Raw genomic sequence first — 13,703 nt, forward strand, 5'->3', positions numbered from 1 at the left:
AGTCGTTTGTCGTCCAGCCCGAAAATGTCCAATCTATAGGGGTAGCAGCGGATCTTGATCGGCTTTCCCATCTCGCCGCTGCGCTGAACGACCAGAAACAGTGTGAGCAATCGTCATGCTTGTCCCCTTGCGGACGGCGTCGGCACGCTTGCGCCTACTGAACCACAGGAGACGAACCATGAAACCGATTCTCGAATCCATCAGCGCCGCGACGAGCGGTCTTGCACTCAGAGCCTCTGCAGTCGTCGAGCGCCGCCGCATGCTGCGCCAAGTTTCACGCTTCTCGAACCATCGCTTGCACGACATCGGATTCGAGCGCGACTGGGACGGCTCCATCCTGCGCAATGGGAGGTCGATATGACCAGCACCCTGATCATCGGCGCGACGGGGCTGCTGGGCAGCGAGATGGCGAAGGCCAGCGCCCGCAATGGCGATCGCCTGCACGTTCTGGTTCGTCCGGCAACAGCCGGCGATGAAGAGCGGCTGCATTCGCTGAAGGAGCTCGGCGCCAAAATCCACGTCGGCGATCTCGACGACTATGACAGCCTTGTCCGCGCCGCCAGTGCGGTGGACCGCGTCATCAGCTCGGTGCATGTGCATTCGGCCAGCGAGATGACGCTGGTGCGGGCGCTGAGCGATGCCGGCGTTTCCCGCTATGTGCCTTCCGCCGGCTTCGGCCTCGACTTCGCCGCCGCCGCACCGGGCTCGATCCCGCCACTCGATCTCAAGCGAGGCGTGTTCGACGCGATCAGGCAAGCCGATCTGCCCTATACGGTGATCTACACCAATGGCTTCTTTTCGACATGGGTGGCGACGCTGGGCGATCTGATGCGCTTCGGCTCGTCGCCCTTGCCGCCCGAAGAGGTGACACTTTATGGCGACGGCAATGTGCCGGCGACGTTCGTCAGCGAGAAGGACATCGCCGCCGTGACCTTGCGCGCGCTGAACGACCCCAATGCCATCCGCAGCGAGATCCGCATCGCCCGAAACAAGATCACCCAGAACGAAATGATCGATCTGTGGCGCGGGGTGAGCGGCCGCTCGCCGCGCATCGTGCCTCAGAGTGCGGCGGAGCTTGAGGCGATGATCGCGTCAGCCCCCTGGCTCGGACTGCTGCGGGCATTCTGGATACGCGGCGAGACCGCGCTCGAGACGGCCACGCCGGAAGCCGGAGTGCTGTATCCGGAGCTGGCTTTCGAGACCATCGAGAGCGCCTTTGTTGCGATGGCGGACGCCGCTGGGCGATAGGAGCAGGAGCGCGGCGCTGAAGCTGACGTAGTCGGCGCGGCCGATGAATCCGGCTCGCGGCGTGAGCCGCCCGAGAAGGGCTGGCCTCACCCGTGCGGGCCTGTATCATGGTCATGTGAATTCCTGGGAGGAGGCTTGTGCATGCGGCTGAATCGGAATCTCTGTCAGTGGAGGGTTTGGGTCTTCATCGCCGCAATGGCGCTTTGGCCGCACGCGGCGCCGGCCGATAGCCTCACGCCCGAGCGCATCACTGCTGCCCTGTCGAAGCTCGAAGCGCTTGCCGAAGCCGCCGTCGCGGACGGTGCCGTACCCGGGCTCGCCATCGGCGTCGTGCGCGATGACGAGGTGATCTTCCTCAAGGGTTTTGGGCATCGCGAGGTCGGCAAGCCTGAGACCGTCGACGCCGACACGGTGTTCCAGATCGCCTCCCTTTCCAAGCCGGTTTCCGCCACCGTCGTAGCGGCGTTGGTTAGCGACAGGATCGTGTCCTGGGATTCGAAGATCGCCGATCTCGATCCGGCCTTCAGGTTGGCCGATCCTTATCCGGCAAGCCAGCTCACCGTCCGTGACCTGTTTTCGCATCGCAGCGGGCTTCCAGGCACCGCCGGAGACGACCTCGAGGACATTGGCTACGACCGCGTCGAGATCCTGCATCGCCTGCGGTTCGTGCCGCCATCGTCGAGCTTTCGGGCCGGGTATTCTTACAGCAATTTCGGATTGACAGAGGGTGCCGTGGCAGCCGCGACACCGACGGGAAAGCCCTGGGAGCAGGTCGCCGAGGAGAAGCTCTACCGTCCGCTGGGCATGGCCTCCACGAGTTCCCGCCATTCGGACTTCGTCAAGCGAACCAACCGCGCCGCGCTTCACGTCAAGGTCGATGGCGCCTGGGCAGCGAGGATAGAGCGCGATCCGGATGCGCAGGCGCCCGCCGGCGGCGTCAGCTCTACGGCACGTGACCTCTCGCAATGGGTGCGCCTCATCCTCCACAACGGCGTTTATGCCGGCAAGACACTGATTGCCGCCGATGCGCTAAGCCAGACGCATGTTCCGCTGATAGCGCGCGGCAACAACCCCGTCTCCGGCGGCGCATCGTTCTACGGCCTCGGCTGGAATGTCGAATTCGGCCGACACGGCCTGAGCTGGGGCCACGCCGGCGCTTTCAGCGTCGGCGCGCGTACCCTGGTGACAGTCTTCCCAAAGGAAAAGTTGGGCATAGTCATCGTCACCAACGCCTTTCCGACTGGCCTGCCGGAGGGATTGTCCGACAGCTTCGCCGATCTCGTCTTCGACGGTAAGGTCGAGAAGGACTGGGTCAAGGCGTGGAATGATATCTATGCGGGCCTGTTCGGTCCGGCGGTCGCGGCGGCCAAGGCCGCCTATGCCGCGCCGCCGTCTCCGTCACGGCGAGCCGGGCCGGGCAGTGTCTATGCTGGCCGGTACGCCAACGACTTCATCGGCGACGCGATTGTGTCGAAAGCGGGAGACGACCTTGTACTCAAGGTAGGCCCGGCCGCCGGCCGGTCCTATTCATTGAGGCATTTCGACGGTGATCTTTTCCTGACCTTCCCCGACGCGGAGACGCCGGACAGCCCCTCGGGTGTAAGTTTCGTGGTCGGCGCTGACGGCAAGGCGTCGGCCATGACTGTAGGTTTTCTCGACGACAATCATCTCGGCACGCTGCAACGTGTGGGGGACTGACTTCCAAATCGACCGGTCCCGCCGGGAGTCAGGATGCCGGGCCGTATCGGAGCAGTTTGAAGCAATCGCCGTTGCCCGATTTCGTCTGTGCCAGCGAGGGCTTCGATCTGTCGATCCATTCCTGATGTGACCTCGCGTCGGCTTCGATCGCGTCGACCGGTGCAAGACTGACAAAGCTGCGTCCGTGGCTGAGAAGCCAGCACGCACGGCCGAGAAATCGCCTGCTGCGCTGGCGCAAGAGGTCGGCATCGTAGAAGATGTCGAGCACCTCGTGCTTGATCTTGCGCTCGGTTTCAGGATTGGCGATCGCAACCTCGATCGGCTCGCCGCCGATCGCATCCTGCAGGTCCTTGTAGTCGAGGGTGAGTTGGGTGATGGCATATTTGATCTCGCTCTCGTCGCGCACGATGTCGAACCATAGCGTCGGATCGAGCTGGTTGACGACGAACGACGACTCGAAATCGCGCGACAGGTTGAGGATGTCGAAGTCCCGGATGTCGACGTCGCGCTCAACCAGCAGGATTTCGCGGATCTGCTTGCCAAGCTCCGCTCCCTGCGCGCCGATGGCGGCGTTGGTTCCACCAAGTTCGGGACTAACGTAGGCCCCGCCGTCATCCAGCAGCGCGTCGAATTCGCCAAGTGACTCGACGAGGGGAGCGCCGCGAGCGATGCGCGCCGCCAGCTTGGCCAGAACCTGCTGGAGATCCGTTTCGCGTCTGCGCTGGTCCTGGTAATTCTGCTGGAAAAAGAAGATGAACAGCGACACGCCGATGCCGATCAGGATCACGCCCAACTGCGAGAAGATGTTACGGTAGTATTCCAGCAGCTTTTCGCGATGACGCACGTCGTCGCGCACACTGTGGGCGACGCGCAGATTGACGATCAGCGACAGGATGAGCAGCCCAGTACCGACGAGGATGAGGCCGCCGATGAGCAGGTAACCATGGCCTGTGCTGAAGTCCATTCGTTTTCCCTGAAGCCCAGACTGCGCAGAATAGTGCCATTTTGGCTAAATACCTACGGATTTGCAGGCGGTGGATTTGATGGCGGCGACCACCCCAGAAGGTTGACCCGCCTGGCCATCCGGCCGATAGCTCCGCCAGAAACTGCCCCGAGAACCCTGATGACTTCAGACACGAACCTCCACGATGCACGCTCCGCCGATCCTGACACCGCCTGGCAGGCGGACGTCCGCGCCGGGGTGCGCCACGTCCGCGACCTTGACCGCCTCCCGCTGTCGTCAGCCGAGCGCGCAGCCGCCCAGGCCGCGGCGGCGAACCACAAGGTGCGCGCGCCCAAAGCCTATCTCGACCTGATCGACTGGAACGACCCGGCTGATCCGATCCGGGCGCAGGTCATCCCGTCTCCGCAAGAACTTGAGGAAGCGGAAGGCGAACTCGACGATCCGATCGCCGACCATGACTTCAGCCCGGTGCCGCGCTTGACGCATCGCCATGCCGACCGGGTGCTGTTGTTCCCGACCTACCAATGCGCGGTCTATTGCCGGTTCTGCTTCCGCAAGGAATCGCTGACCTCGATCGGCAGGGGTTATACGCGCGAGGCGCTGGAGCCGGCGCTGGCCTATATCGCGGATCACCCCGAAATCCGCGAGGTGATCCTGACCGGCGGCGATCCGCTGTCGCTGCCCGAGAAGGCGCTGGCCGAAATCCGCGCGCGCATCGAAGCGATCGCGCATGTGCGGCTGCTGCGCATCCACACGCGCGTTCCGGTGGCGCTGCCGTCGCGCATCACGCCGGGGCTGGTTGCGGCCCTGCAGGGCCGGCTGATGGTCACCATCGTCACCCATTTCAACCACGCGCGGGAAATCACTCAGGCCACGGAAACCGCCTGCCGCACGCTGCGGCAAGCCGGCTTCGTGCTGCTCAACCAGAGCGTTCTGCTCAAAGGCGTCAACGACAGCGTCGAGGCGCTGGAGGAGCTCTGCCGCGAGCTGATGTATCGCCTCGGCGTCAAACCCTATTACCTGCACCATGGCGACCTCGCGCGCGGCATGGCGCACCGGCGCACGACGATTGCGCAGGGGCAGGCGCTGGCTGAAGCGCTGCGCGCGCGGCTGTCGGGCATCTGCAACCCCGTCTATGTGCTCGACCTGCCGGAAGGCGGCGGCAAGGTGCCGATCGGGCCTTGCCATGTCGAGGGACGGGACGGCGAGAACTGGCGGCTGCGCGGGCTCGATGGCGAGGTGAGGGCGTATACCGAGATCGTTGGCGAATAGGGCTGCGCGCTAACCCCTGTCTTTCTCGATAAACGCCAGCACCACCACGCGCGGGACAACGCAGTAGGCGAGCCTGGCCTTGCGGCCTGTCTTCGTCGTCGCGCGGCCTGCGTTCAGGTCGACGGTGATGTCCTCATAGCCCAGCACCTCGCGATCGAGCGGATACACGGCCTTGTAGACGGCTTCCTTGGCGGCAAAGAGGATGCGGCCGGCAAGATGCCGGTCGGCTGCGTCCGTGCGGTCCGCAAATGTTGTCACGAGCGCCAAAATGTCATCCGGGAGAGGCTGCGCGGGCTCGACGTCGATGCCGAGCGAGGCGATATCGCCAATCGGGGCAACCGCCGCCACGGCCATGTCGTCGTCGTGGGCGAGCGAACCGGTTATCCCGTCGGGCCAGACCGGCGCGCCCGTTGGCGTGCGCAGGATGGCGAAATCGTTGACGCCGATATCCGCCAGCAGTCCGTGCGCGATCCACCGGGCCGCGCCGCTGGCGCGCCGCATGGCCGGTTGACGCGCGGCGATGGAGTTCGCTTCCCCGGGCAGCAGATGGGCGTCGTCGCCATCGCGTATAAGCCGGCATCCGACCCGGACACACTTGGGTGCGATGGCGGCCATCGCTTCAGCCAAGGCGATTTCCTCGGGCAGCCGCGTCACGGCTCGTGCGTCCGTGCCGGCAAAGCGAGATCGGCGATCATTTCTCCGTCCTCGTCGAGCCCTTCTTCGACGAAACCGGCGCTGCGATAGAGGTTGCGCGCCGCATCGTTCTCCGGTTCGTAGCAGATCGAGACGTGGCTGATGTGGCCGAGCCCCCGGATTTCGCCCAGCACCTCACGCAGCGCGGCCTTGCCGTAACCTTTGCCTTGAGAGGCGCGGTCGATCATGAAGCGGTAGATGCGCGCCTCGTCATCATCCTCGGGCGCCTCGTACATGAGGAAACCGACGACACGGGTCCCGGCCATGACGACGCGCGGCCGCGCGTCTTCGTCGGTTTCGGCTTCTTCCAGCGACTCCGCATTGCTGGCGACGAAATCCATCTGCTCGGGAGCCAATTCCAGGGCCGCGACCAAGGCGCGGTTGGCCCTGGTCACGGCAACGAGACGGATGTCTCCGGTGTTCAAGCCGATGCCCTTCTTCAAGCCGATGCCGTGGCCGATGCCTTGGAGCCATTGTCGGTGATCGGCTCGACGAAGCGATGCAGCTTGGCCGGATTGCCCCGCCATATGGAGTTGGGCTCCAGCTCTTCGCCCTTCATGACGAAGGAGTCGACATCGACCACCGAGCCTTCGCCCATCACGACGCCGTAATGGACAAAGGCGGAGGGGCCGAGCGTGCAGCCCTTGCCGATGCGGATGAAGTCGGACTTGAAGGCGCCTTCCTCCAGCGAATGGGCCTGGATGACGCAGCCCTCGTTGAGGGTGGCGTCGTCGCCGATCTCCACCAGCGAGCGTTCGGTGAGGTTGCTGCCGCCGTCATAGACACGGCTGCCGATCTTGACGCCCAGCATGCGCAGGATCATCGGCCGGAACGGCGTGCCGGCGAACAGCCGCACGATCGGCGAATCCGCCAGCTTCCAGTGGCGTTCATGGCGCCAGAACGCCACATCGTAGATCGTCGTCATCTGCGGCTTCAGCCTGCCGAAACCAAGACTTGCCCGTTCCACGAAGATGTAGAACGGAATGGTGATCGCCGAGGTCAGGAGCACGGCGACGAAAAGCGCGACTTCAGCCCATTCGGTGTAGTAGTTCAGCGCCCGATCCCAGATCGCCAGCGTGGCGAACAGCATGACCCATTGCGTTGCCACGAACAGCAGGATCGTCACCAGATTGTGGCGGTTCTTCAACGGGATGCGCCGGCGCCGGTCGTCCTCGTCGATGCCGGCGATGAGCTCCTTGTCGCGGTTCACCATGCGCGGGATTTCAAAGGCAGGCGAACCCAGAAGCCCGACATTCTCGCGCAGCGGCCCGTCGATGGGGATCATCACCTTGGTGCCGAGCAGGACGTTGTCGCCGGTGCGCCCGTCCGGCGGATAGTAGATATTGTTGCCGAGATAGTTGCGCTCGCCGATCCTTGTCGGCTCGAGCCTGAAGGCGGCGGCGGATTTGTGCATGTTGATCATGAACAGCCCGTCCGACACCATGGTCTCGGTGCCGATCTCGCACAGAAGCGGGTTTTCGTGCTGCTGGTTGGAGCCGAAATTGGAGCCGGTCTGTACCACCTTGTTGAGGTTCCAGCCGATCGCTCGCATGTAGTGCACGATCGCCGAGCTGTCGCCGGCCAGCAGGCCGAGCACGCGCGAGTTGCTGGAGAATTCAGCGACGGTCTGCAGCCAGTAGCGGAAGCCGTACAGCGTGTAGGTGCGGCCGGGCTTCAACAGCAGGCTGACCAGGCGCGGCACCAGCGTTGCCGCCAGGAAGGATGCGGCCATGTAGCCGAACAGCGTGACCGTGGTGCCGATCGCGACGACGCCGATGGTTTCCTGGTAGTCGTCGCCGACATTTTCCCAATAGCTATGGAATAGCAGCGGCAAGGGGGTGACGATGGCAAACAGCCCGATCAGCTGAACCGCTTCGAACAGGAAGCGCCGGATGTTGGACGGATCGACGTTGCGCACCTTGCAATAGTCGGCCGTGGTCGGCACGGCCGGCGAGCCATGCCAGCGTTCGCCGTCGGGGATGCTTTGGCCGCGATGCAGCGAGGACGAATGGCCGAGCTGGGCGCCGTCGCCGATCCGGGTGTCGATGTCGAGCGTCGAGCCGACGCCGACAAAGGCATCGCAGCCGATGGTCAGCGGCCCGGTGTGGATATAGCCGGACTGCGCCCGGAAGCCGAGAATCATCGATTCCTTGCGCAGGATGGTGTTGGCGCCGATCGAGATGAGATCCGTGCAGACGGGCACGGATTTCGATTCGATGACGGCGTTCTTGCCGAGCCTGGTGCCGAGAAGCTGCAGGTAGATGCTGTAGAGCGGGCTGCCGCGGAACAGCACGACGGGGGCCGTGCGGATCAATGTCTTGACCACCCAGAAGCGGAAGTAGCGCACGCCCCAGATGGGAAACGCTTCCGCCTTCCAGCGGCCGACGAGCACCCATTTGGCGAGGACGGCAAAGCCCGACATGCCGAAGAACACGGCGGCCGAAAGCGCCACGCACCTGATGTAGAGCTGCAGCGGATCGTCGAGCGCGTCATACATCCAGTTGAGGCCGCCATTGATCGCCCACAAAGCGCCATAGCTGTATAGCGCGTAGAACAGCAGCTGTGCGGCGCCGCAGGTCCAGTAGGCGAAGTTCGAGGCCCGGCGGGTGAGGACGGGCTCGTTGGTGGCAGTCGCCATCTCGTCCGCCACGCCCAGGTGAAGTGCCAGCCGCGCCACGGTCGGGTGGAGATAGATGTCGCGCATCGACGCCGTCGCCCATTCCTTCCTGGTGCGCAGACGCGCGCAGAAATGCGCCATCAGCAGCGAGTTGGCGCCGAGATCGTCGAAGAAATTGTCCTCGACGGACACTTCGTCGAATTTCAGCACCGCGGCCAGCGCGTCGGCCAGGAAACGCTCGTCGTCATTGCCGGGCGCGACCATGGCGCGATCGCCCGAAAGCCGCACGCTTGTCGGCTTCGGCAGCTGGCGCAAATCCACCTTGTTGGAAACCGTCATCGGGATAACAGGTAGTTCCTCGAGATAGGAGGGCACCATGTAATCCGGCAGCCGCCGCTTCATCGTCCTGGCGAGGTCCGCGCGCGAGATCGCCGGGTGGCCGGCCTTCGCTGCGAAATAGGCGACGAGTTCGACGCGGCCGGGCTCGATCTCCCAGGTGGTGACGGCGGCCTGGGCGATTTCGGGCTGGTCGAGCAGCACCGCCTCGATCTCGCCGAGCTCGATGCGGTAGCCGCGGATCTTCACCTGGGTGTCGATGCGGCCGGCATACTCGATCTCGCTTTGGTCGTTGATGCGGCCAAGGTCGCCGGTGCGGTAGATGCGCTTCGACGGGTTGTTCGGCAGGCCGACGAAATCGGCGATGAATTTCTGTTCGGTCAGGTCGGGCCTGTTGAGATAGCCGACCGCGAGCCCGATGCCGGCAATGCCGATCTCGCCCAGTTCGCCGGGCTCGGCGAGTTGCGGCAGCGATGCGTCGAGAATGACGATCGAATAGGTCGGCAGCGGCGCGCCGATGGTGACGGGACTGTCCGGTGTCAGCGCGCCCATGGTGGCGGTGACGGTCGCCTCGGTCGGGCCATAGGTGTTGAGGATCTGCCGCCCCGGCTTCGACCAGCGCACCACCAGATTGTGCGGGCAGGCCTCGCCGCCGACCAGCAGCGTGCGCAGGCTGGGCACATCCGATGTCATCGACGACAGCAGCGTCGGGCTGCAGGCGATGCAGGTGATGTCGTGGAGGCGCAGGAAATCGGCGAGTTCCTCGCCCACCAGCGGCATCTGGCCCGGTGCCGGCACCACCGTCGCGCCGGCGACGAACGGCACCCAGATCTCTTCGGAGGAAAAGTCGAAGGCGATCGTCATGCCCTGGTAGACGCGGTCGCCCGGCCGGTAGCCGTAGGAGGCGGCGGCAACGCGGATGAAGTTGACGAAACTCTGGTGCTTGATGACCACGCCCTTGGGCTTGCCTGTGGTGCCCGAGGTGTAGAGGATGTAGCAGGTGTCGTCCGATAAAGCGGCCTTCGCATGCGGCTTCAGCGGCGCGTCGGACTGTTTGGAGATTTCGGCAGCCGCGCTGTCGATCAGCAGATGCGGGACCGGCAGCTGACCGGCGCGCGACGCATAGGCGGCGATGGTGACGATCAGGCTGACGCCGGCGTCCTCGATGATGAGCGCCATCCGCTCCTCGGGGAACGCGGTCGCCAGCGGCACGAAGGCAGCGCCCGCCTTCATCACGGCGAGCAGCGCGACATAGGTCTCCGCCGAGCGGTCGAGGATTAGCCCGACGCGGTCGCCCGGCTTCACGCCGCGCTTGACCAGCAGGCGGGCGAACTGGTTGGCACGGCTGTCCAGTTCCCGATAGGTCCAGACACGCCCGTCGGAGATCACCGCCGGCAACGCTGCAAAGATTTCGGCGAGCTGTTCGAAGACGGTGTCGAGCCGTTCGCCGGGCAGGCCTTGCCGGGCAAAGTCCGCGCCCGTCAGGATTTGCCCGCGCCTGGCTGTCGCGGGGACCGTTCTTACCAGCGCATCGACACTTGCCGGACCGCTCTCCAGCCCCGATCGGTCCGCGTCCAGTTCGGCGATATCGACACCGTGATCCATTTCCATACTTTCCCGTCCAGGCCGGGCGTCGCCCGGCACGGCCATTTTTCCGGTTGTTGTGGGATGCTTATGCCATCCGATCTTTTCGGCAGTTTTTCCGAACTGTTGAATATTGTTTCTGAACTGTGTCTGGGCGGGGTTTTGAGCCTCCCTTGGCGGTTGCGCCCGGCGGCAACGCCGGCGCGCGCGCCAGCGTTTTTCTGGAACCAGCCTTGAGGCCCCGCATTCTATGAGCAGGGACTGAAGGAGCGTGTCGTGAAAGCGGTTTTGGGACTGGTCTGCGGCTTCGTGTTGACCCTTGCGGTCTTCGGCAGCGGACTGGGTTTTGCTGCCTGGCTGCTTGCCGCAAAGCCGCCGCGCCAGGCAACGGCCACCGTCAGCGTGGCAGAGCTGTGGACCAGGAAGGCGCGGCCGGTGAACAAAGCGGGGCAGGGTCTGGAACGCCTGCCGGCTGCCCAGCCCGCGCCGCCCGACATCCCCGCCAAACCGCAGGAAACACCGCCCGACCCGACGGTCACCGGCGCCATCGCGCCCAAGGCAGCCGACCTGCCGCCTCCGCATCTCGCCTGGTGCGCCAGCCGCTATCGCTCCTACCATCCGGACGACAACAGCTATCTCTCCTACAGCGGGCAGCTGCGTCGCTGCGTCTCGCCCTATTTCCAAGCCGCCGGTCAGGCCGGTCAGGCCGCTCAGCCGGCTGCCGGTGATGGCGACGAAAACGGCGCCGGCCTGGGCGTGTACGTTGCCGACGAAGGCGGCGCCGCACTTTCGGCCGGCCATGTCGATTCCTGCTTCAGCCGCTACCGCTCCTACCGCCCGGAAGACAACTCCTACCAGCCCTATTCCGGCGGCCCGAGACGGCAATGCCAGTAGAGCCCGCGCGCCGCCCGGCATGGCGATCCGATCGCGCGGATTTTCCGGAGCGTCCGCATTGGCGCGGCGTTCAACCCTGACCCCAAGGAGGACTGACCATGAGCGACGACCGGGACGACAGGATTCGTGAGCGCGCCTACCAGATCTGGGAACGGGAAGGCCGCATGCACGGCGACCCCGAACGGCACTGGCACCAGGCCGAGGCCGAGATCGACCGCGAGTCGGCACTGCCGCTGACGGCGGAGGATGCGCTGCCTGAAACCGGCGAGATCGCCAGCACCGACGTGCTGGAGGTCGAGGCGCTGGCGGTGCGCACCGGCATATCGGGCGACGAGGCGCAGGAACTGCTCGACCGCCTGGGCAACGACCGCGCGGCAATCGAGCAGGCCGCCCGCAGCCTCAAGGCCAAAAGGCGGCGAAACCCCGATGAGGGACTGGCGAAATGATCGGAAGCTGAAGAACGGAAAATACCGGCTGGATTGCGCGGCGGCCCCGAAAGCCCGCGCCTCTGGCGGAGGACGCGGGCCGATCGGACGGCCGATCTTCGGCAGGCGATGGAGGGCACCACCTGCCGCACAGATCAACAATTAGCTATGGCTAATGTTCCGTCAAGCTGGATCTGAATTTACTTTCGTTCGAATGTCGGCCTCCACCGCAATTGCGCCGCTGGCTTTTGGCCGGGAATGAACGGGTCCGGCGGGCAGCTGGTGCTGACGTCGATAGGAATTTTTTCCTTGACGGGTGAGGGCAGCTATGCTACATTTCTGCCTATGGTGCTGATTTGCGCCAGTGACCCGCCGTCCAGGCGGGTTTTTGTTGACCCGTCGCAAAGGCGTCACCCGCAAGATTTCTACGCCACGCGTGGTTGAGCTGGCTTGACCATTGTGGCGAGTACGATGCCGGCGACGATGAAGGCCGCACCGACCAGATCGTAATCGTGCAAGCCCTCGCCGAGCAGCAGATAGGCGAGGATGGCCACGAACACCGTCTGCAGGTAGAGCAGCATGCTTGCCCGGCTCGCGCCCAGCGTTTGCACGCTTTTGTTGTAGAGATAGTACATCAAGGCGCCGCCGGGGCCTGCCAGATAGGCGAGCGCGAGAAGGCTGTCGACGTCCATGGCGGAGCGTTCGTCGTTGAACAATTCCCACAGATGGAAAGGCAAGGCGACCAGCGCACCGGCGCAGAGCAGCAGCACGACCATCGGCAGGAGTTCGATGCCGAATTTGGCACGGCGCAAAAGCACGGTGTAGAGGCCCCAGCAGAACGCGCTGCCGACGATCCACAGCTCGCCGGCGTTGACCTTGAGTTGCAGCAGCGCCTCCAGGTTGCCGTGGGCGACGATGAAAATCATCCCGGCAAGCGCAACCAGCGCGCCAAGCGACTTCCACAGGCCGAGCGGCTCGCCAAGTACGAAACGGGCAAGCACCATCGTCATGACAGGCGACAGCGCCATGATGATGCCGGCCGTGGTGGCGTCGGTGTGGTTGAGGCCGTGGTAGATCATACCCTGGCAGAGCGTCAGGCCGATCGCCCCCACGGCGACGACCTCCAGGGCGCGGGTTCGCAAAAGCCCGATCATCGCCTCGTGATGACGGTGCACGATCGGCAGCAGGATGGCGCAAGCAAGCGTCAGCCGCCAGAAGCAGAGGCCCCAGGGCGGCATTTCAGGCGCCACCCATTTGGCCGCGATGTAGACACCAGCCGAAAGCAGCCAGCACAGGACGGCGGCCGGATAGCCGGCCAGGGAGGGGCCGGCCACGGGTTGCGCGGCTTCATGCGCTATCGGCATTGCCTGCATGTCATGCCTCCCCTTCGATGACCTCGGCCAGACGGGACAACATAACCTGTGTCGTTGGGTCGTGCATCCGTTTTGAAAGGTGAGAAGGAATCTGGGCTCGGCCGATCGTGAAAACGATGTCAGTCCGCCTTGTCGGCAGAAGGCATTGCGGAAACGTCCATCCACATCGCGCCCACGGCATGGCCATCGGGATCAGCGAGGTCGCGGGTATACATGAACCCATGATCTTCGATCGGATTGATGTCGGCGGTGCCACCGTTCGCGGCAGCAGCCGTGGCCATCGCATCGACCGCCTCGCGGCTGTCGAGCGACAGCGCCAGCATGACCTCGCTGGACGTTGATGGCGGGATGGGGCGCGTGGTCATGGTCTGCCATTTTTCACGGCTGAGCAGCATGAAATTGATGTGGTCGCTCCACACCATCCCCGCGGCCGCCTCACTGGTGAAGCTGGGATTGTTCTTGAACCCGAGCGATTCATAGAACGCCTTGGATGCCTTCACGTCGCTCACCGGCAGGCTCACGAAAATCTTCTTGCTCATCGATCATTCCTTTCGTTGTCGGGATGCCAGCGAGTGGCGCCTGCTGTAAGACGGTTGAGC

General features: G+C 64.4%; 12 protein-coding genes. 6 read left to right on the plus strand and 6 right to left on the minus strand.

All coding sequences use genetic code 11. The features are described from left to right. The first annotated feature begins 178 nt into the window (after positions 1 to 178). The 3 genes from MESCI_RS14290 to MESCI_RS14300 all read left to right on the plus strand — a co-directional run bounded on the left by MESCI_RS14290 (position 179) and on the right by MESCI_RS14300 (position 2,946). Positions 179 to 361: a YjiS-like domain-containing protein gene (locus MESCI_RS14290; RefSeq protein WP_013530655.1), complete on the plus strand. Its 183-nt coding sequence runs from the start codon at positions 179 to 181 to the stop codon at positions 359 to 361. After that, entirely contained in the window at positions 358 to 1,248 is an 891-nt protein-coding gene (locus tag MESCI_RS14295; protein WP_013530656.1) for an NmrA family NAD(P)-binding protein, read from the plus strand. Before MESCI_RS14290 ends, MESCI_RS14295 begins: the two co-directional genes overlap by 4 nt. 141 nt (positions 1,249 to 1,389) lie before the next feature. Beyond that, positions 1,390 to 2,946: a serine hydrolase gene (locus MESCI_RS14300; protein ID WP_013530657.1), complete on the plus strand. Its 1,557-nt coding sequence runs from the start codon at positions 1,390 to 1,392 to the stop codon at positions 2,944 to 2,946. A 28-nt stretch (positions 2,947 to 2,974) separates the two neighbouring features. On the opposite strand, the gene MESCI_RS14305 is transcribed toward MESCI_RS14300, so the two are convergent. Further along, positions 2,975 to 3,910, minus strand: coding sequence for a hypothetical protein (locus MESCI_RS14305; RefSeq protein ID WP_013530658.1), 936 nt, complete (start codon positions 3,908 to 3,910; stop codon positions 2,975 to 2,977). Positions 3,911 to 4,069: 159 nt separating this feature from the next. On the opposite strand from MESCI_RS14305, the gene MESCI_RS14310 reads away from it, so the two are divergent. Beyond that, the gene (locus tag MESCI_RS14310) at positions 4,070 to 5,182 is read left to right on the plus strand and encodes a KamA family radical SAM protein (RefSeq protein ID WP_013530659.1); all 1,113 of its coding nucleotides are present in this window, start codon (positions 4,070 to 4,072) and stop codon (positions 5,180 to 5,182) included. A 9-nt stretch (positions 5,183 to 5,191) separates the two neighbouring features. Here MESCI_RS14310 and MESCI_RS14315 read toward each other — a convergent pair whose 3' ends face one another. From MESCI_RS14315 to MESCI_RS14325, 3 genes are read right to left on the minus strand one after another with little or no spacing between them, the layout of a single operon-like run. After that, positions 5,192 to 5,836, minus strand: coding sequence for a 4'-phosphopantetheinyl transferase family protein (locus MESCI_RS14315; protein ID WP_013530660.1), 645 nt, complete (start codon positions 5,834 to 5,836; stop codon positions 5,192 to 5,194). After that, positions 5,833 to 6,300, minus strand: a complete 468-nt coding sequence (locus MESCI_RS14320; protein ID WP_245268620.1) for a GNAT family N-acetyltransferase — start codon at positions 6,298 to 6,300, stop codon at positions 5,833 to 5,835. The genes MESCI_RS14315 and MESCI_RS14320 overlap by 4 nt, the downstream gene beginning before the upstream one ends. Positions 6,301 to 6,314: 14 nt before the next feature. Beyond that, complete coding sequence (locus MESCI_RS14325; RefSeq protein WP_013530662.1) at positions 6,315 to 10,439, minus strand: Pls/PosA family non-ribosomal peptide synthetase; 4,125 nt, start codon at positions 10,437 to 10,439, stop codon at positions 6,315 to 6,317. 249 nt (positions 10,440 to 10,688) lie between these two features. Between MESCI_RS14325 and MESCI_RS14330 the strand changes: the two genes are divergently transcribed. Further along, a complete protein-coding gene (locus tag MESCI_RS14330; protein ID WP_013530663.1) occupies positions 10,689 to 11,306 on the plus strand; it encodes a BA14K family protein in 618 nt (205 codons plus the stop codon). A gap of 98 nt (positions 11,307 to 11,404) precedes the next feature. Next, complete coding sequence (locus MESCI_RS14335; RefSeq protein WP_013530664.1) at positions 11,405 to 11,752, plus strand: DUF2934 domain-containing protein; 348 nt, start codon at positions 11,405 to 11,407, stop codon at positions 11,750 to 11,752. Positions 11,753 to 12,156: 404 nt separating this feature from the next. Here MESCI_RS14335 and MESCI_RS14340 read toward each other — a convergent pair whose 3' ends face one another. Next, a complete protein-coding gene (locus tag MESCI_RS14340; RefSeq protein ID WP_013530665.1) occupies positions 12,157 to 13,104 on the minus strand; it encodes a DMT family transporter in 948 nt (315 codons plus the stop codon). Between the two features lie 119 nt (positions 13,105 to 13,223). Beyond that, positions 13,224 to 13,643, minus strand: coding sequence for a VOC family protein (locus tag MESCI_RS14345; RefSeq protein WP_013530666.1), 420 nt, complete (start codon positions 13,641 to 13,643; stop codon positions 13,224 to 13,226). Positions 13,644 to 13,703: the final 60 nt, after the last annotated feature.

This window comes from Mesorhizobium ciceri biovar biserrulae WSM1271 (assembly GCF_000185905.1).
Taxonomy (GTDB): domain Bacteria; phylum Pseudomonadota; class Alphaproteobacteria; order Rhizobiales; family Rhizobiaceae; genus Mesorhizobium; species Mesorhizobium ciceri.